The organism is [Limnothrix rosea] IAM M-220 (assembly GCF_001904615.1).
Taxonomy (GTDB): domain Bacteria; phylum Cyanobacteriota; class Cyanobacteriia; order Cyanobacteriales; family MRBY01; genus MRBY01.
Genome location: NZ_MRBY01000013.1, coordinates 35,435 through 54,598, shown reverse-complemented (window position 1 = coordinate 54,598; position 19,164 = coordinate 35,435). Strand labels below are relative to the sequence as shown.

Genomic DNA, 19,164 nt, shown 5'->3' with positions numbered 1-19,164 from the left:
TGATACCTGTCTATGCAAGGTTTTGATTTCAAGATTCCGGGCGTTACGCTTGATTTTTCTGCGCCCACCCCGACGGAAGCATTGCTTTCGGGCATTCCCGCTTTTCTCGGTATTGCTACCGCGAGAGATGGCTCATGGGAGGCAAAACGCTTAACGCTCTGGACACAATTTGAGCAGCTCTTCCAAACGAATGCCGATAGCTTTCTTGGGGATGTAATTCGGGGTTTTTTTGAAAACGGCGGTGAAATTTGCTACGTCGTGCCGCTGCGGGACAAAGGCTTTCAAGCATTGCGAGAGGGTCTAGAGCAAACAGAATTGATCGAAAACTTTGATTTGCTCTGTGTACCTGATGTGGCGTTGCATCCCCAAGCGGTTCAACTTCAGCAAATGGTGATAGACCATTGCGACAGGATGGGCGATCGCCTCGCGATTTTAGATGCCTTATCGGATATCGATGCTCAACGGCATTACTTAAAAGGTCGTCGCGCTGCCGTTTATGCCCCTTGGCTCAAAACAGAATTTGGCGATCGCCTCGTCCCACCCTGTGGTCATGTTGCTGGGGTTTTCACCCAAAATGATCGTCACGTCGGTGTGCATGGCACTCCCGCGAATATTGCCCTCGCAGGTGTCTTGGATCTCTCTCAGCTCTTTACCCCAGCCCAACAGGGAATGCTGAACACAGGCGATCGCCCAGCCATTAACTGTATCCGAGCCTTTGCCGGACGAGGAATGCGGATTTGGGGAGGACGCACCATTAGCACCGATTCAAACTGGCTTTACATCAGTGTGCAGCGACTATTTATCCAATTTAAACGGTGGTGCGATCGCGAGCTGGCAGATATTACCTTTGAAGAAAACAATATTGCCCTCTGGCTGCGTATTCAACGGGAACTGTCCTACTACTGCGAAACCCTTTGGAACCAAGGAGCACTCCAAGGGGTAACCACCGACGAAGCCTACTTTGTCCGCTGTGATGCCGTTACCAATACCAGTGCCACCATCGACCAAGGGCAAGTCATTGCCGAAATTGGGCTTGCACCCACCATCCCTAACGAATTTATTCACCTAACCCTTGTCCACGGCGAAAATGGGGTGACTGTAAATTAATTTTTTTTCGTGACCTTTACCTTCAATTCTTTGCAATTTTTTGAGCTTACATACTTTGTTTTTACAGGAGATTGACCAATGCCAACCCTAAGTAATGTCCATGATCCCTTCGCTAGCTATAACTTTTGGGTCGAATGGGACAACATTGTCCACGCCGGCTTTCAAGAATGTAGCGGCTTATCCCTGACCCGTGCCGCTGGAACTTATCGTGAAGGAACTGATGCCAGTCTAGGGATGCGTCAAATTCCCGGTTTAAATTCGAAGGGGAATATCACCCTCAAACGGGGTATGACAAACAACAGTGAAATGTGGGAGTGGCATAACGATGTCTTTAAAGGCAATATTCCTCGCCGTAACCTTTCTATTGTGCTGACCGATGACCTTGGGGATGAAATTATGCGCTGGAATCTTTCTGACTGTTGGCCAACGACTTGGACGGGACCTGATATGAATGCGACCGCCGATGAATTTGCGATCGAATCTTTAGAGCTTGTTTATGAAGGCATTGAGTTTAAGAAGGCTTAAGTGAGAGATCAATTCTGAGATAAACCCACACAAAAATTCATGAGACGTGTTGAATCTCCATAGAAATGAGCTGTCTGTGACGGAGTATGTGCATCAAACGCTACAGGCTCCAAAATCCGCTAAAAAAGAGGAAAATCGCTAATTTTCATTTTTTAAATTTGAACTTTAATAGGGATATGCAGCAGACAGAGTTTGCCTTCGTTTTACCCCAAGGCTATCTAGATTCAGAGGGCGATCGCCATCGAGAAGGTGTGATGCGTTTAGCGACTGCCTACGATGAAATTATGCCCATGCGCGACCCACGAGTACAGCGAAATCCCGGTTATCTCGTGATTATTCTGCTTTCACGGGTCATTACACGTCTCGGTACTCTGGATCAAATTAATACTCAAATAATTGAGGGGTTATTTTCTGGGGATTTGCTCTATTTGCAAGATCTCTATCAGCGCATTAACCAAAATGGCCATAGCCGCTTACGAGTTGCCTGTCCCCATTGCCAAGGGGAATTTGAAGTGGAGACAGTGCCAGTGGGGGAGTAACACGCTACCCCCTAGATCGCCTAAAGGAAGAGATCGCCTATTTGGCTTATCACTTCCATTGGGACTACGACCGAATTATGGGTCTGGAGCACCGAGAGCGGCAGGACTGGGTAGCGCAAATCGCCAGTATTAATCAACGGATTAACGGTGAACAGTAGCCAGATATTAGACATCAGACATCAGACATCAGACATCAAATTGTCGGGTGGGTAATGTCCACATTGATAAGTATTCAGATATTTAAGACATTCATTTAATCGTTAATTTTTTGGAGATGAAAACCGAATGGGCGGCATTGGTATCGGATCGAGTGTGGCGTTAAAAGCAGCTTTAAAGGCGGCTCTGTTGAGTGGGTCGGCAGCCAGCCAGCTCGGTCATGATCCGTACCTTGTTCATAATTTTTTGGTGGAGGTGGGAGGAGTTGTGATTGGTGGTTTTAGTGAAGTGGGGGGACTCAGTAGCAGTATTGAAACGGAAGAGTATGCGGAGGGAGGTGTCAATGGCTTTACGCATAAGTTTCCGACCCGCACCAGCGCGAGTGATATTACCTTGTCGCGGGGTTTAGTGAATGTAGATTTTTTTTGGTGGTGGTTTGAGGCAACGAGTCGAGGCATTGTGATGCCGATGAATGGCACGATTTTGATGCTTAATGCGAAGCGATTGCCGATTCCTGCGAAGCGATTGCCGATTCCGCCGATGTACTGGATGTTTAAGATGGCATATCCCATTGGTTGGGAGGGGCCGGGTTTAAATGCAGGGTCTGATGAAGTGGCAGTGGAAAAAATTACGTTAACCCATCAAGGTTTAACGAAATTCCCGTCATTAAGTCTTGGGTTGTAGGGAGAAATTATGAATTGGCAGCAGGGTCTAAGTCAGCGGTTTGTCGAACGTCTCCAACAGCCTTTAAATCGGCAAAATATGGGGCAAGTGTTGATTAACCGCACGGATCGGTTTTTGACACGTTTTTCGCTAGTGGAGCAGCAGTTCCAGCGGTGGGGTAAGTTTCAAGCAGTCCACGGGCATACTGTGCCGATTGTCTTGGTACAACAACGGCGAGATCTATCTGACAAAACCGAGAGTAGTGCGGCCGTTCAGGCTCAACAAGTTGTGAATCGTGGGCATGGGGAACAACCGAATGATCTGTCTGTTCCTGTGGTGAATCAGTCTGGGCGATCGCCTGTCTCTTCTGGCAATACTGTGGGAGATTTGGTGATTCAGCGGCGCATTGATCCCAGTGGCAGTTCTGCCAGTATTGAGTCTTCGGTTAAATCAGTAGGCGATCGCCCATTATCTGAGCATTATGCGGCTCTCCCGCAAGAATTATCACCGTTTCAAGAGGAGATGAGCGCACCCGTTGTTACCTCTGAAACTAGATCGCCTCAAGCTCTAACACCGTCTGAGTTGCCATTGCCCACAGTGAGTCTAAAGGATCCGAGTGAGGTTGCAGAGAAGACACAGACAGAACAATTGGTTCAGGTAGAAAATGTTACTCCGGACATGCGGCGATCGCCTTCTGTCACCAATGATAGTGTTCCACAAACTGCCATTGTCACCAATCAAGTTGACGTTTCTCCACCTAATGCAACAACGCCAGATTTAACGCTAATTCAAAATACTATCCCAGAAGTACAAGGGCGATCGCCGGACAGTTCAAATTCAGTAGCCGTTAGTTTGCACGAAATAAACGAAACAGCCGATGAAAGCCAAAGTATCACCGTTTTCCATCAACCGTCGACTTCTCGCGATCAAAATATTACCCAAGCCTTAACGCTGTCTCAAAATACAGATTCATCAGAACAGCGGCGATCGCCCCATTCGGATGCTGTGAAGAATGCAAACGAGACAAAAATTGTTCTTGAAAGCCCTGAGATTAACCAGACAGAAAATTTAGCAGCACCAAATCAACCCACCGAGCTTCCCCTAGTCATGGCACAACCCGTAACCCCGCCAGCAAATACCGATACTCCACAAGCCAAAACAGAACCACTTCCCATTGTTAAAACCCGCCTAGAGCAACTCTTACAACGTCGTCAACAGCAATCGGATTTACCGACAGTCCAAGTGCGTTCTCCACACCACAACCGGCAAACCATACCGCTGGTACAACCCCTCGTGCCGTCACCTCCATTACCGGATATCCCCGTTAAGACCTCCACACCAGTGCAGCCCTTGTCACTGACGCAACAGAGCAATAGCGATCAATCGGCTTTGCCCCTAAACCATGCAGTAACAGGGAACCCTGCTCAAAGCATCCAACAATCCTCTATTCCCAAACCACCACAAGCACCGACAGCCCAGCCAAATATTCAGGCGATCGCCACCCCTATCGTCGAGAGTTTTCACGCTCCACCACTACCATCTACACAGCAACCGAACCCACCTATTGATATTCAGGCGATCGCCAACCAAGTTGAACGCAAACTCCGTCGCAAAATGGTCATTGAACGCGAAAGAAGGGGGCAAGGCAGATGGCGTTAGCAAAACTGAGGATCATCCCCGAAACCGATATAAAAGGCAACTTCCTAAGCACCAATGCCATCTATGTCTTTTTTAATCCCCAGAGCCTCAGCTTTGACTATGGCGGTTGGGATGTAAACCGTAAAGGCAACCTCGTACAGGGTAGCTCTTCCCCCGATACCCTCAGCCTAGAACTGTTTTACGATACGACTCTTTACACCCATTCTCCCAAACTATTACGCAACTCCTTCCCGCGCCCTGTTTCTTTATTTGGTTCACCCATCGATATTTCTGTGGGCGAAATTCCGCCGGAGAATGTGCAGAAATACACCAAAAAAATTGTTGAGCTAACAGTGCCCTCTATCCCCAAAAGTGGCGATCCGAAACGTCCTCCCCTCTGCAAAATTTATTGGGGCAACTTTAGTGACGATAAAGGTCTTGTTTTTGATAGCTGCTTTGTTAAGTCCGTAAAAAAAGAGTTAACCCACTTCTGGGCAGATGGTACACCTGTCCGAGCAAAACTCAATTGTGAATTTCAGGCATGGACAGATGCCGATCTAGCCGATAAAAAACTCAATCCCGTTGACGATCCAGTTCGCATTGTCAAACGCGGTGAAACCCTGAGCAGCATCTCCGAAGAGGAATATGGAGACCCCCATTTATGGCGGATTATTGCCGATGAAAATAAGCTACTCAATCCCCGTAAACTTAAGCCCGGAACTGTGCTAACCATTCCGCCCCTTGCCGCCTCTAGCACCGTTGGGGGAGGGGGTTAATTATGCCGAAAAAAACAACTGCCCAAGCAGCCCTGCTCCCAAACTTTAAATTGCTGATAGAGAACAAAGCCGCAGCTAAAGATTTGGTGTCGGATATTTTGTCGATTACGGTGTCGGAAGATCTGGATGCAGTGGGCATGTTCGAGATTGCCATTGAGGCTTGGGATGATCTCAAGCAAGAGTTGGCATGGCTGGATGATTCTTTGCTTGCCCTTGGGAGTGAAGTGGAAATCCAGATGGGCTTTAATCAAGATCTCAAAACGGTGTTTATCGGTCAGATTACAGGGCTAGAGCCGGAGTTTAGACATGGCGAAAATCCGAAATTAGTGGTGCGGGGTCACGACCGTCGCCATTTGTTATTGCGAGGAAAAAAAACAAAATCCTTTGCCAAAATGTCCGATGCGGCGATCGCCAAAAAGATTGCAGAAATCCATGGTTTAACCCCCAAGGTTGTCGAAACTCAGCCAAAACTCGTACTGGAATCGGTGCTGCAACATAACCAGACAGACTACGAATTTTTGTCGGCCCGTGCCAAGCGCATCGGCTATGAACTGATGGTGGAGGGCAAAACCTTACATTTTCGTCCCCACAGCACCACAGAGAAAGAGGTAATGAGTTTTAGTGCTCAAAAAGACTTATTGGAATTTCTGCCCCGTCTCACCACCATGACTCAGTTGCCAAGGGTTGAAGTGCGGGGTTGGTCAGTAAAAGATAAAGAGGCGATCGTCGGCATGGCAAGCACAGCACCTAGTAAGCTTGGCGGCAAAATGGGCGGTAAACAACTCGGTACAGTCCAAACGAAAAAAGCCTTTGGCTCATCCACCTCAAAAGCGAGCCACACAGTCGTCACAGAGTCAATTACAACAAAAGCAGAAGCCGATCTCCTTGCTACCGGACAACAACGGGATATGGCGATCGCCTTTATCACTGCCGAAGTAACCTGCGGAGGCTTAGCCATTCTACGGGCTGGTAGCGCCATCACGATTACCGATGCAGGCAGTACATTTAGCGGTGTTTATTACCTAACTGCCGTTGAACACACTTACTCAGAGGAAAACGGCTATGAAACAAAATTTACAGCGAGGCGAAATTCCACATGAGCAAAACCTTATCGATGGCGGGTTCCGCTCAAACATATTTTTTTAAAAATCCCGCTAAATTGCAAATCGCTCTACCCACCCTACATTTTGATATCTGGTCATTGATAACTGGTCATTGATAACTGGTCATTGATAACTGATACCTGTNTCACTGATACCTGTTCACTGATACCTGTTCACTGATACCTGTTCACTGATACCTGAAACCGCCCCATGATTGGCTTAGATCTCCTCGCTCCCGAACAACCTACCCAAAAGATTTACGGCATGGTCATTGGCATTGTCACGAACAACCAAGACCCCGAAAAATTGGGGCGCGTAAAAGTGAAATTCCCTTGGCTGACCAACGCCGAAGAAAGCAAAGAAGGGGCAGAAAGCGACTGGGCGCGCATAGTAATGCCCATGGCGGGGGGCGATCGCGGGCTGTATATGTTGCCAGAAATCGAAGATGAAGTTTTAGTCGCCTTTGAACAGGGCAATATCAGTCAGCCCTATGTTATGGGAGTGCTGTGGAATGGCGTGGATAAACCCCCTATCGAAAAAGAGGAAGACGAAAAAAATGATTTGCGAGTGTTTAAATCTCGCAATGGCAATAAAGTGATTTTCGACGATACAGAAGGGAAAGAACGCATCGTTATTCAAGACAAATTAGGCAAAAACAAAGTCGTCATTCAAGATACTATTATGGTTTTCAATGACAAAGCCAAAGAACTTAAAGATTTAGAGCCAGATAAAGCCCAAATTACCCTTGATGCTTCGACAACTCCAGTAAAAATCACTGTAGGGAAAGACCAAGATTTTTTACTAGAAGGAACGGGAAATATTACCCTGAAAAATCCCGATAAAGACTTTGAGATTGAATGTAAAAACTTCACCCTAAAAACCAGTGCTGATACGACCATTGAAGCCGGAGGTGCTGCCGGAATTACTGGCGATAAAGCGGCCTTTGAAGGAAAGTCTGGGATGGACTTGAAATGTTCGTCCGGTGTGAAAGTGAATAGCAGTTCGCTGGAGGTGATGTAGATGGATATTGATTTCCTCGGAGTGGGGTGGCGATCGCCCCTTGCCCTTAATAACGGCTCCTTTGAAACCTCGCGCTATGAGCAAGCTGTGCGCCAATCTGTGTGGCTAATCCTCAGTACCGCAAAGGGGGAACGGGTGATGCGCCCGGACTTTGGTTGTGGGATCCATGACCGCGTTTTTTCGCCGAATAGTTCTGGCACGATTGGTGAAATTATCAACGATGTGCGGGAGTCTTTAACGGCATGGGAACCGCGTATTGATTTGCTTGATGTTGATACAAATCCTGACGAAGAAAATCCCAATGTTTTATTAATTCGGGTGCATTATCAAGTGCGTACGACAAATAATATTTTTAACCTTGTTTACCCATTTTATTTACAATGACTTTTTCGCCCCCAAATATTGATCAGCGGCGTTATGAAGATGTCGTTCAGCAACTTTATGCTCTCACCGAAAAATATACGGCTGAGTTACAGGTTGTGGATCAAGCTTTATTGGGGAAAGTTTTAGCAAAAGATGTTTTTGATGGAGGTAAAAATTTAGTTGCTTCTGGCAATTTAACGGTTACTGAAATTGCAGCAGAAACCACACAAATCGCCCTTGATGATCTTATTTCAGCGGGTATTACAGAGGTTTGGGTAAAACGGTGGTCTTCGGAAAATACTGACGCAGGGAAAGCCCTAATTCGCATTTTTGGCCATATGATCACCACTGTGAGCGATCGCCTTAATCATGTGCCGGAAAAGAATTTTTTAAGCTTTCTCGATCTGATTGGTTCCCAACTGAAACCACCCGAAGCGGCCAGAGTGCCCGTAACATTTCAGCTCGCCGTAGGGACAAAAAGTGATGTGTTTGTGCCAGAACATACGCCCGTTGCTGCGCCGCCCAGCGAAGACCAAGCGGACGAAATTGTCTTTGAAACTGACCGTCCCATTGTGCTCACGTCAGCCCAACTACAAACGGTTTGGATGCAAGACCCCCGCCACCAGACTTGGGGCGATCGCCTCGCTGCGGCAACAGGTATCACCAATACTGCCTATGAAGCCTTTGCGGGGGAAAACGACATTCCCCATTATCTTTATGTGAGCTGTCCAGAAATTTTTGCTTTAGAAGGATTGCAGGCGATCGCCCTGAAAATTACGGCGGGGAAAACGGCAGAGGCAAAGCAATTAAAGGCTCTCGAACCCACCTGGCAAATTTGGCAAAATGGCACTTGGCAAACCTTGACACCCGCCCGCAATAATGTCCAGTCAAAGGTTTGGAATTTAGAATTTAGCGATGTGCCAGCCCTTGTGGCGACAGAGTATCGCGGACAGACCGCCCAATGGTTACGGGCGACTTATTCTGGCAATCCCGATGTGATGCCTACCCTTGAGGCGATCGCCAGCACCGCGACGATTGTGCGGGAAAATTTACTGCCCGGTAAGGCCTTGCAGAACGATGTGGCATTGGATTTGACGAAGGATTTTTATCCCTTTGGGGAAGAGTCGGCGCTCAATGATGCTTTCTATGTGCAACTGCAAACGGAGTCGGTACATCCCGGCGGCAAGGTAAAACTTGAAATTGATTTATCTGAAACGACTGAGGTAACTGCTGCTGATGTGACAGTGCAATGGGAACTAGGAGACGGTTTGCAGTGGCGAGCTGTGAGTTTTTTGGAGGGGGATATCCAGTTTTATGGTGGCCTGAAACTGACAGCAACTTTGACTTTGCCAGAGATATTACCTGAGTTCAGTACGGTAGACGGGGAAGCGGGCTATTGGTTACGGGCGCGAATTATTGAGGGCTTTTTTGGTATTCTCCCGAAGGCGCGACGCTACCCGATTTATGATGAGCTGACCATTGTGGGCACATCAGCGAATATGGGTGAAAATCAAGTGGTGGTCGATAGTGCAGACATCCTTGAAGTGGGTGATATGGTGCGGCTCTATCCCATCACCACGGGCGACGTTTATCAATATCCAGAGGAGCATGAAATTACGGCGATCGCCTATGACACAAAAACCATTAGCCTCGATACCAATCTCAAACAGTCTTTGGCGGTGGGCACGCGGGTATTACGGAAAACCATTGCCACGGAAACCCCCACACCGATCCATGAACCGCCCCAAGTGAAATTCCTTCGTCTCAGTTACGATTTCACCCTGGAACATGATGCCATTGTCACCGCAGAAAATGATTTTGGTTACGCCGTAGGCATACCTTTTCAAACGCAACTCGCCCGCAGTGCCCAGGTCGGCGATCGCCATCTGGAACTAGACAGTATTGAGCATTTAGATGTCGGTGAAATGTTGACCACCCCCAACGGTTCCCACCAAATTATTGGGATTATGCCCCCAGAAAATCGGGTTTTACTCAAGACCGCCATTGAAAAATACACCCCGAAATATAGCGAGATTAAGCGGGATTTTCGCCCCTTTGTGGCGATCGCCGAAACCGAGCCGACCCTATACCTCGGCTTTAGTCAGCCCTTTAGCAATAACACCACGACACTGTACTTTCAAATTGATCCACCAGACCCCGATGGGTCACCAGATTTTAGTCAGGATGCGCCGCAGTTGGTGTGGGAATATAGCTCTCCCCAAGGCTGGCAGCGGCTGGGTGTGCAGGATGAAACCCATGGTTTTTCCCAGCGGGGCATTGTGCAATTTATTGCGCCAGCGGATCTGAGTCTGTGGCGATCGCGGGATCAAGAACGGGCTTGGTTGCGGGTGCGATGGGTGTCGGGAGCATTTCCCATTCCGCCCCAGTTGCGACGGATTTTAACAAATACAATCTGGGCAAATCAGGCGACGACATTGACCGCTGAACTCCTCGGCTCTAGTAATAACAACGCCAATCAAACCTTCTACACCCGCCAAACTCCGGTATTGATGGGGCAAGTCCTTGAGGTGGCAGAAGCCGAAATCCCTGACCAAACTCCGTTAGCTCAATTAGGGAAAGAACCCCTCGATATTGTCCGCAACGACCTCGGTGAAATTGAAGAGATTTGGGTACGGTGGCGGGAAGTGCCAGATTTCTATAGCTCTAGGGCCGGCGATCGCCATTACACTTTGGATCGACAAACGGGAAAAATTCAGTTTGGAGATGGACAAGCAGGTCTGATTCCCCCGGCAGGACAACAAAATATTCGCTTAGCGAGCTACCAAACGGGCGGCGGTAAACAGGGCAATATTGCGGCGAATACTGTTACGCAATTAAAAACCAGCATTCCCTATGTGGCCAGTGTGATTAATCTCGAAGCGGCAGGGGGCGGCGCAGAACAGGAAGCGTTAATCTCTTTAAAACAGCGTGCCCCGAAACAACTCCGCCATCGCGACCGCGCGGTAACATTGCAGGATATCGGTGATCTTGCCTATGAAGCTTCCACCGAAGTGGCACGGGTAAAAATCCTCACACCGGATGTGCTTACGCCCCATTTCAACGCCATTAACGAACAGTTTTGGTTAGATCCCACCGAGAAATTTGCCAATTTTGAAACCCTCCTTGATAGCCAAGCCAACAAAATTAATAGCAATGCCGAACGGGATTTATTAACCGCCTCCCTCCGCAATCTCCAAACCCAAGCCGGTTCTGTGCAAATGATAGTGCTGCCCCAAAGTGGCGATCGCCGCCCCACTGCCAGCCTTGGTTTACTCGAAGAAATCCGCGCCTATATTGAGTCCCGCGCCGAAGCCTCCATTAATGTGCTCATTGTGCCGCCCCGTTGGCAAGAGGTGAAAGTGACCGCTAAACTTGTGCCCATTTCCCTCGACGAAGCCGACCGCATTAGCCAAGCAGTCCTCGAAAAACTAGACGAATTTTTGCACCCCCTCACTGGCGGAACAGCTAGTACTGGCTGGGAATTTGGGCGCTATCCCCACGACTCTGATCTATACGCCCTCTTACAATCATTGCCGGAAGTAGACTTTGTGCGATCCCTCAATATTGAGCTAGTCAATGCCGAAGATGAAACTCAAACCGAAGACTTTGACGCTACCACCCTCATTTATTCCGGTCGCCACAATATCACCCTAGTTTCACCGCGCGGAGGTCAACGCTAATGAGTTTACCCTTACCCAACCTCGATGACCGTAACTATGCCCAGCTCGTCGAAGCGGCGATCGCCCAGATTCCGGTGGAATATCCAGAGTGGACAGATCACAACCCCTCCGATACAGGCATTACGCTCATTGAAATGTTGGCATGGCTCACAGAAATGGTGCTATACCGCGTCAACCAAGTGCCCGACCAAAATATTACGAGTTTTTTGAGTTTGCTAAAGGGCGAACCCTACAAGCTGCCCATCAATCTTACCCCCGACCAACAGCAGGAACAGTTACAGGCAGAAATTCGCCAGACCCTCTCCCAACTGCGCCAACGCTATCGCGCCGTCACCACCCCAGATTTTCGCCATTTGATTTTGCATGAATGGACACACCAAGCGAATGCAACAGACCTGAAAGTGATACGCGTGAAATGTTTACCCCAAAGAAATCTCACCTCTGCAACCCCCTACGAAACAGCAAAAAGTCATCTCAGCATTGTGGTGCTTCCCCAACAAACAGAAGCGTTAACGGCAAATCCCCTTAGTCAAAATCCCCGAAAGCTTTTTGAATTCCTTGATGCCCGACGGTTACTCACAACCCAATTGCACATTGTCACACCAACCTATGTGGCGATCGCCCTCAAAACAAAGCTGATTTTAAATGACGGTAGCCAACCCGAAACCGTTAAAAAATTAGCCGAACAAGAACTAAGTTTCTTTTTTCATCCCACCAATTCCGGGAACTATTGGCAAGGCAAAGGCTGGCAGTTTGGGCGTAGCGTCTATATTTCTGAACTTTACAGTCTGCTCGATAAGGTCGAAGGGGTGGATTATGTCAGCGAATTGGTTCTAAAAAATGTGGCGGGAGAAACTGTTGAGGAGGTCGCTTTAATGCCAGATCAATTAGTTGAATTTAATTTAACAAATACCGACATCACCACCATTGTCCAAGTCGGCAACGAAACCCGCGAAATCTAATGAAAAATATCCGTAACTCTAATAACTCACCAGTCAGTCCAAGTCCCCCTTTCAAAGGGAGATTTAGGGGGATCTAACCCACATTTCCCCTCAAAAAATTACACAATCTAAACGCATGATGCTCAACCAAAACCCACTCCATAGCCAGTATATTTCCTATCTCCCAGCCATCCTTCAGGAAGACCAATTACTCGCGCAATTTTTATTGAGTTTTGAGCAAGTTCTAAGCGGATTTGAAACAGAACCCCAAGCCGCCATAATCATTCCTTCAGATGCAGTTTCACCACCCGGTTTAGAAAGTATTCTCGACAATATTCATCTCTACTTTAGCCCCCAAGATACCCCCTCAGAATTTTTACCTTGGCTAGCAGGCTGGGTCGGCTTAAGTTTACGCGATGAATGGGATGTGCGGGTCAAAAGAGAATTCATTCGTCAAGTCATTTCTTTATATCAACTGCGCGGCACAAAAATCGGTTTAGAAAAGGTTTTAGCCCTGTATTTAAAAAACTCAGGTTTTGGCGACAAAGTAAAAGTCTACGAGCATTTTGAACATTTGCCCCACTACTTCCAAGTTCAGCTCACCTTACCGGATCGCGACCCCGAAAAATATTGGCGACAAGCCCGCATTGCCAAAGCCATTATTGACCAAGAAAAACCAGCCCACACCTACTACACGCTAAAAATTCTTGTGCCCACGATGCAGATCACAAAAGATGTGCATCAATATTTTCGTTTTACGTTATTTGACCCACCAGAACAGAGAGCTTTTGAGCTATCAATCACCATCACCCCCGATGAAAATAGTCCGGAGCAAAATATCAGTTGGCTAGCACAACAATTAAAAGTCTCCCTTGAAAATAACCATAAATCTACTGAATTCTCTTCTCAACAAACTTCCATTAGAGGCAATTCTTTTGTCCAAACATTTTCTATTTCTTACCAGCAATCACTCTTATCCCTTGATGGTTTGAATATTGTTCTTTCCAACCAAACAGACTCTCTATTTCTTGGGGCGATCGCCGTCAACCTCCATTACCATCTCAATCACCAAAAAGTCACCAACCAAATTTACACAGAACAACTAAATCTTCTCCCAGTTTTACGTATAATAAACCCAGAAGATAACCAAGGTAACACCATAATTTTTGCAGATCATGACCCAGCAGGCCTGATGATTACAGATAAAATAAAATCACAATCTCACACATTTCACCTATTTGATAGACCAGAAATTCAAACCTTCACCCTTAACACTCAAATTATTGTTGAATCTGCCACCGAAACAATCAGGCAAGATGACGAAGAAATACAACAACCCGTAGAAATAAACCGCGATTTAATGTTCAAATTAGGGACAACCATTCGAGAGCAAAACTCCAATAGCCATCTCCTCAGTTACCGACCCAATATCGAAGAAAATATTCTTATTTTTCAGAAAGTAGTGACCCATAAACAATTCCTTAAAACCCTAGAAGGCTATCAACTAAGACTAAATAATATTAGCCTTAAACAACTATCTGGACAGGTAAATATTGATATTTCTTTTCAGTTTAATCAGGGAACAGTGACCCACCGCATTATTTCCCAAGCTTTTAACCTTGCTGCCCTTGGAGAGTTTGACCGAATGCAGATTTGTCAGCGCGATCCCACCTCAGCTAATGGTTATTCCGGTAACACTATTTTGGGAACCACCAGCCAAGCTATTTAAAACGATGCTTTAAAACTACTTTTTACTGATTTTTTCAGGAGTACTAAATCAATGCCTGCCACACAAGATTTCACTAACTTTGCTACTGAACGACCGAACTATTTTCCCGGTCAATTTCTCCTTGAAGATGACTTTGAACTGCAACACAAATATCTCGGCGATCGCCAAACCTATCACAACCAAAGTCTACAGGTATCAGGAGTTTTAGAAGGGCTAGAAGTGACCCCCATCCAAGACAAAAAAGAAGTCGAAATTGCCGCAGGTACAGCTATTGATAGCGCAGGCAATCTTTTGGTGCTTAAACAAAAAGTAAATTTCTCTAGTTTTGGCGAATTAACTGCCGGTATTTTATACCTTCAATTCACCCAAGAAAAAGCCAACAAACAACAGGAAGAAATTGCAGAAAGCTTTACCCGTTGGACAGAAAATATCGTTGTCAGTGTCGCAGAAACCTTACCAGAGGCGGCGATCGCCCTATGCACTTACGAAACTATTAGCGATGATGAAGTGCAGGTGGATAGTACCGTTTGCAACTATTCCGGCGTTTACTTGCCCAATGCCACCAACCAAAATCTTTCTATTCGTTCCGGTGGCACAGCACACCCTAATCTTGCTGTTTTAAATGGCAGTCTCAAAGTCACGGGCGACGCGGAAACCATTGGCAATCAAACAGTTGGCAAAAATCTCAATGTGACAGGCAAAGTGGCGATCGCCCATGAAAGTCAAGACGCAAACGGTGATGCTTTGGCGATCGGCTCAACCCTGCGACTGGGTCACAACCTACAATACGGCTGGATTCAATCCCATAATGCGAAGCCCTTAAGTATCAATCCATTGGGCAACAATATTGGCATCGGCACAGCAGAACCGACACATTTTTTCCATGTCAAAACAGGCGATGCCGTTGGGTTATTTGAATCAACGGGGACTCAAGCTTATTTACGATTAAGTACACAAGAAGGCCTAGATAAACGCGTTGAAGTAGCAAACCGTCCGGGCGGTCGACTTGCTCTTTGGACCTCTGGCGGTAGTGACGCACTAAATATTACTCAGACAGGAAACGTCGGTATTGGCACAACAGATCCGGGTGACTCCAAGTTACAAGTGCAGGGCAAATTAACTGTCACAGAAACATTGAACCTCCAAGGCTCAAAAAAAATCATTTTTAGCGATACAGATACTTCCAATAATTTAAAAATTCAACTGTGGTCTGGTTATGGTCTGGGTATGAATGGCTCGACTCTATTCTATGCAGCCAACGGCAATCACTCTTGGCGCGATAATGCTGGTACAAATGAGCGAATGAAACTCACAACTGCAGCGAATGGTGGTTTAACAGTTTATGGCAGTGGAACATCATCTTTTGCAGGGAACTTGACTGTTGACCAAACTTTCACTGTTTCTGGCACATTTAACCTCAACGTTTTTTCTGATAGTGCGTCAGATGAATGGCCAAAATTCACTTGGCTGAGAGACACCTCGAAAAATTGGAACGAAGGCTTAATAAAAAACGGAACAGCTTCGCGAGGGGCTTTTGGACGTATTGGTTTCGGTGTTCATCTCGACTCAACTCGAGAGTTTGGCTTGTGGTCTTCTGGCTGGACATCACTTTTGGCAGTAGAAGGGGGAACAGGTAACACAAAAATCAGCGGTAGCTTAACAATTGGTGGTGCAGCTTACTTAGGACACGAGGCCGTGATTTCAAACTTCGGCACGAAATTAGCGTCCGGTTTTTATGAAAATGGAGGAAATAAACAAACAACAGGAAATGTCCCCGATACTAGCCACGATTGGAGTCACTTAATTACAGCGCGCCATGGTAATTTAAGTACTAATCATCAACTACAAATTGCTGCTTCATACAAAAATAATGATCGTTTATTCTTTCGTAAAATTGAAGCAACTAACACTAGCAATCCAAGTTGGAACGAAGTCGCAACAAGGAGTGCCAACACATTCTCGGAAAACCAAAATTTTGACAAAAAGCTACGATTTAATGCTAATAATAATCGCGCCATTTATGGTGACAAAAGAGGCTTAGATAATTCACGAGAAACCATTGTCATGAGTGGTCACTGGAATGAACTAGAGGTTCGTGGCCGAGTTATTGACTGGACAGGATCCAATCTCCATATTGGTCATGAGATTGATCATTCAAGCGATGCAATTTATATTGGCAATGGCAAATTAGGTCACGTCGAAATCCAAGGAACAACACCTCTAAAAATTGCAGGGAACTGGGCAACAACAGGCGCGGAAAATAGTCTAACCATGCTTCGGGGACTAATTAAGCCGGATGGCACGATTTATAGTGGTAGTGGTTTTACCTCAAGGAAAATTTCGACGGGTCTTTATGAAATAACGTTTTCTACAAGGTTTGCAGATCATCCCGCTGTCATTGCGACTCAGGACTTTCCGAATACTGTCAATAGTAGTGGTGGCGATACTAGGGATAATGCGGTCGTTGTCGACATTAGTCAAAGGAAATGCCGAATTAAATGCGGTGGTGGTAGTGGTAGTGCCTCCGATCGATATTTCTCTTTTCTCGCGATCGGGTTGCGTTAATTTGATTTAAGTTTTGTGCAAAAATTATGGGAGATTTTATTGTCATTACTGGCGATCAAGCAATTTTCGATGGGTCGACCTTTGGAGATGCAAAGGTTATTGCGCCACCGGGCATTATGTCGGGCAAAGGCAAGGCAAAAGTCACGGGAAAACCGGTTTGCATTGATGGCGATGAGCTTACTGTGATTGTTTCTGGCTGCCTCTACACCACTTCAAAATGCACCATTCCGGGTAGTGGCACATTATTTATTCAATCTCTAGCTGGTGATCAAAAGGCGAAAAAAGTAAAGTCCAGCGGCAAGCCTGTCATTTTAAAGGGATCGCAATTTGATGCCAAATTTATGGTGATGGTTCCGGCTCAACAGCCTTCTTCGCCTAGTCCGATTCCCGATACGATGTTGCAGTATATGGGCAAGGGTTCTTTTCAAACGACGAATACAAAGGTTAAGGCTTCCTAAGCTTGACGAACTGTCAGAAATTACGCCTTTAAAATATTGCCAGTACAGTCTCTATGGGCGAATCAGGTAATGAAAGAAAAGTTAGAAAAGCGTTTGGCTGAGCTTAAGCAAGAGTATGAGTCTGGTCAAAAAATGATGGTGGAGCTAGAAACGAAGCAAACTAATTTACGGGATACTCTACTCAGGATTAGTGGGGCGATTCAGATTTTAGAGGAAGAGCTATCCGGAGAGGGTGATGATGCCAGCAATGGTATTGCTTCTAGCCCAGGGGTGGAAGTCGTCGAGCCGTAAAAATCTCAGTCTTCATTGGATGGCGATATTTGATGGCGATCGCCGCTGATCCTGTCTATAAGATATTTTGTAAAAGACGATAGACAACAGTAAAAATAACAAACACAAACGTTACGCCTGCTGCTGCTATCACCGCAAAAAAGAGTACGGGAAAAAACGACATACCAAATGTCGACTGGGCGGCAATGCCCCCAACCCCAGCCGATAAAATCCCTAAAACGGGCATCCAACCACCGGAGATCACTTTGCGGACGATCCCAAAAATCAAGCCCCCCATAATGGCTCCCCAAAGACCAATCCCCAAGCTCCCCCCCACAAAACCCATGGTGGCAAAGTAGAGAAAGGTTCCTTCCAGACCCACAAAGGCCGCGCCGACGAGAGAATTAACAATCGAGCCTTCGTTATCTGGTTGCTTTTGGCTTGACGGTGGTGCAGGTTTTTTGGCTGGGCGAGCTCGGGGAGTTTGGGTGGGCTGAGGCTTATGTTTTGGTGTAGGGCTTGGGTTCGGGGCGATCGCCTTGGATTGGATCTGAGTTCCTTGGTAGGACGTTGGGGATGGCGCAGATGGAGCAGGCCTAAGGGCATCTAAAACAGCTTTAGCAGTAGCAGGGCGATCGCCGGGAACCGATTGCAACATCTGATCAAGCAGAGCCGCCAGCAAAGGACTAACCCGTACAAATTTTTGCCATTGCCAAGAATTACTATAGGCATCAAACAACGTTTTCGGCGATTCATTCGTGAGGAGAACAATACAAGTTACCGCCAGAGCATAGAGATCCGTTGCCGGAAAAACCTGCGCCCCACGCATCTGTTCAGGAGGAGCATAACCCGGAGAATAAATACCCGTCGAACGCTGAGATGGAGTTTTCGCCGCAACCCCAATCGTCACCTCCTTTACCGCACCAAAATCCAGTAAATAAAACAGCCCATCTTTGCGACGCATAATATTAGACGGTTTAATATCACGGTGGATCGTACCTTCAGTATGGACAAAATCCAACACCCCCAACATCGATATCAAGATGCTTTGCACTTCCGCTTCCGAAAATTTGCCTTTACGCTCTAGCTCCTGCTCTAAATCTTCACCCTCAATATATTCCTGCACCAAATAAAAATATTGGTCATTCCCTGTCCCATGTGCGGTCGGGACAATGAGCGGAAAAAAAGCAAGAAGATCAGGAATTTGTTTATGGCGATTCCCGATACGCTCTAAAACATGGGCTTCTCGCTCAAATAACCCCTGCGCTAAAGCCAACTGTTCGTCATCGAGATTACCGATGGGTTGAAACTGTTTCACCACACATTTTCGCATGGTTGGGGTGTAGCGATCGCGCGCTAGATAAGCAGCTCCAAATCCCCCTTGTCCTAATAATTTTTCGACTAAATACCGCCCCCCAAGGATGAGGTGCATACCGCAACTTGTGCAATATTTTTGCTGTGTGGTTTTTAAATGTGTGGGATCATCGAGATCACTAAACTGATTTTGAGGGCTACCGCAGTTGGGGCGGGTACAGAGGATCTCCATGCCAATTTTTTCAGTAAATATTAGGGCGGTTTTGACTTTGATCCTAGCAGAGATTTTTAGTCCAGTTTGCTTTTGGTTAGATATC

At 46.6% G+C, this 19,164-nt stretch carries 16 protein-coding genes and 1 pseudogene; 16 read left to right on the top strand and 1 reads right to left on the bottom strand.

What is annotated here, in order from left to right:
* Nucleotides 1-12: 12 nt before the first annotated feature.
* From NIES208_RS07615 to NIES208_RS07545, 16 genes and pseudogenes are all read left to right on the top strand, one after another.
* A complete protein-coding gene (locus NIES208_RS07615) occupies nucleotides 13-1,107 on the top strand; it encodes a phage tail sheath family protein (RefSeq protein ID WP_075891371.1) in 1,095 nt (364 codons plus the stop codon).
* Between the two features lie 78 nt (nucleotides 1,108-1,185).
* Nucleotides 1,186-1,632, top strand: coding sequence for a phage tail protein (locus NIES208_RS07610; RefSeq protein WP_075891369.1), 447 nt, complete (start codon nucleotides 1,186-1,188; stop codon nucleotides 1,630-1,632).
* 176 nt (nucleotides 1,633-1,808) lie between these two features.
* Nucleotides 1,809-2,171, top strand: a complete 363-nt coding sequence (locus NIES208_RS07605; protein ID WP_075891431.1) for a hypothetical protein — start codon at nucleotides 1,809-1,811, stop codon at nucleotides 2,169-2,171.
* A gap of 26 nt (nucleotides 2,172-2,197) precedes the next feature.
* Nucleotides 2,198-2,329, top strand: a pseudogene (locus NIES208_RS19770) (DUF6760 family protein); the annotation flags it as partial.
* Nucleotides 2,330-2,456: 127 nt separating this feature from the next.
* Nucleotides 2,457-3,011, top strand: coding sequence for a phage tail protein (locus NIES208_RS07600; protein ID WP_075891367.1), 555 nt, complete (start codon nucleotides 2,457-2,459; stop codon nucleotides 3,009-3,011).
* Between the two features lie 9 nt (nucleotides 3,012-3,020).
* A complete protein-coding gene (locus tag NIES208_RS07595; protein WP_075891365.1) occupies nucleotides 3,021-4,649 on the top strand; it encodes a hypothetical protein in 1,629 nt (542 codons plus the stop codon).
* Nucleotides 4,640-5,404, top strand: coding sequence for a CIS tube protein (locus NIES208_RS07590; protein ID WP_075891363.1), 765 nt, complete (start codon nucleotides 4,640-4,642; stop codon nucleotides 5,402-5,404). Before NIES208_RS07595 ends, NIES208_RS07590 begins: the two co-directional genes overlap by 10 nt.
* Nucleotides 5,405-5,406: 2 nt before the next feature.
* Nucleotides 5,407-6,504, top strand: a complete 1,098-nt coding sequence (locus NIES208_RS07585) for a phage late control D family protein (RefSeq protein ID WP_075891361.1) — start codon at nucleotides 5,407-5,409, stop codon at nucleotides 6,502-6,504.
* A gap of 213 nt (nucleotides 6,505-6,717) precedes the next feature.
* The gene (locus NIES208_RS07580) at nucleotides 6,718-7,527 is read left to right on the top strand and encodes a phage baseplate assembly protein V (protein ID WP_075891359.1); all 810 of its coding nucleotides are present in this window, start codon (nucleotides 6,718-6,720) and stop codon (nucleotides 7,525-7,527) included.
* Nucleotides 7,528-7,911, top strand: a complete 384-nt coding sequence (locus NIES208_RS07575) for a GPW/gp25 family protein (RefSeq protein WP_075891357.1) — start codon at nucleotides 7,528-7,530, stop codon at nucleotides 7,909-7,911.
* Entirely contained in the window at nucleotides 7,908-11,570 is a 3,663-nt protein-coding gene (locus NIES208_RS07570; protein ID WP_084176573.1) for a putative baseplate assembly protein, read from the top strand. The genes NIES208_RS07575 and NIES208_RS07570 overlap by 4 nt, the downstream gene beginning before the upstream one ends.
* Nucleotides 11,570-12,532, top strand: coding sequence for a baseplate J/gp47 family protein (locus NIES208_RS07565; RefSeq protein WP_075891355.1), 963 nt, complete (start codon nucleotides 11,570-11,572; stop codon nucleotides 12,530-12,532). Before NIES208_RS07570 ends, NIES208_RS07565 begins: the two co-directional genes overlap by 1 nt.
* Before the next feature lie 115 nt (nucleotides 12,533-12,647).
* The gene (locus NIES208_RS07560; RefSeq protein ID WP_075891353.1) at nucleotides 12,648-14,240 is read left to right on the top strand and encodes a phage tail protein; all 1,593 of its coding nucleotides are present in this window, start codon (nucleotides 12,648-12,650) and stop codon (nucleotides 14,238-14,240) included.
* Nucleotides 14,241-14,291: 51 nt separating this feature from the next.
* The gene (locus NIES208_RS18370; RefSeq protein WP_084176572.1) at nucleotides 14,292-16,805 is read left to right on the top strand and encodes a hypothetical protein; all 2,514 of its coding nucleotides are present in this window, start codon (nucleotides 14,292-14,294) and stop codon (nucleotides 16,803-16,805) included.
* Nucleotides 16,806-16,831: 26 nt separating this feature from the next.
* Entirely contained in the window at nucleotides 16,832-17,263 is a 432-nt protein-coding gene (locus NIES208_RS07550) for a hypothetical protein (RefSeq protein ID WP_075891351.1), read from the top strand.
* Nucleotides 17,264-17,332: 69 nt separating this feature from the next.
* Complete coding sequence (locus tag NIES208_RS07545) at nucleotides 17,333-17,554, top strand: hypothetical protein (RefSeq protein ID WP_075891349.1); 222 nt, start codon at nucleotides 17,333-17,335, stop codon at nucleotides 17,552-17,554.
* A 55-nt stretch (nucleotides 17,555-17,609) separates the two neighbouring features.
* On the opposite strand, the gene NIES208_RS07540 is transcribed toward NIES208_RS07545, so the two are convergent.
* Nucleotides 17,610-19,079: a protein kinase domain-containing protein gene (locus tag NIES208_RS07540; protein WP_075891347.1), complete on the bottom strand. Its 1,470-nt coding sequence runs from the start codon at nucleotides 19,077-19,079 to the stop codon at nucleotides 17,610-17,612.
* Between the last annotated feature and the right edge of the window lie 85 nt (nucleotides 19,080-19,164).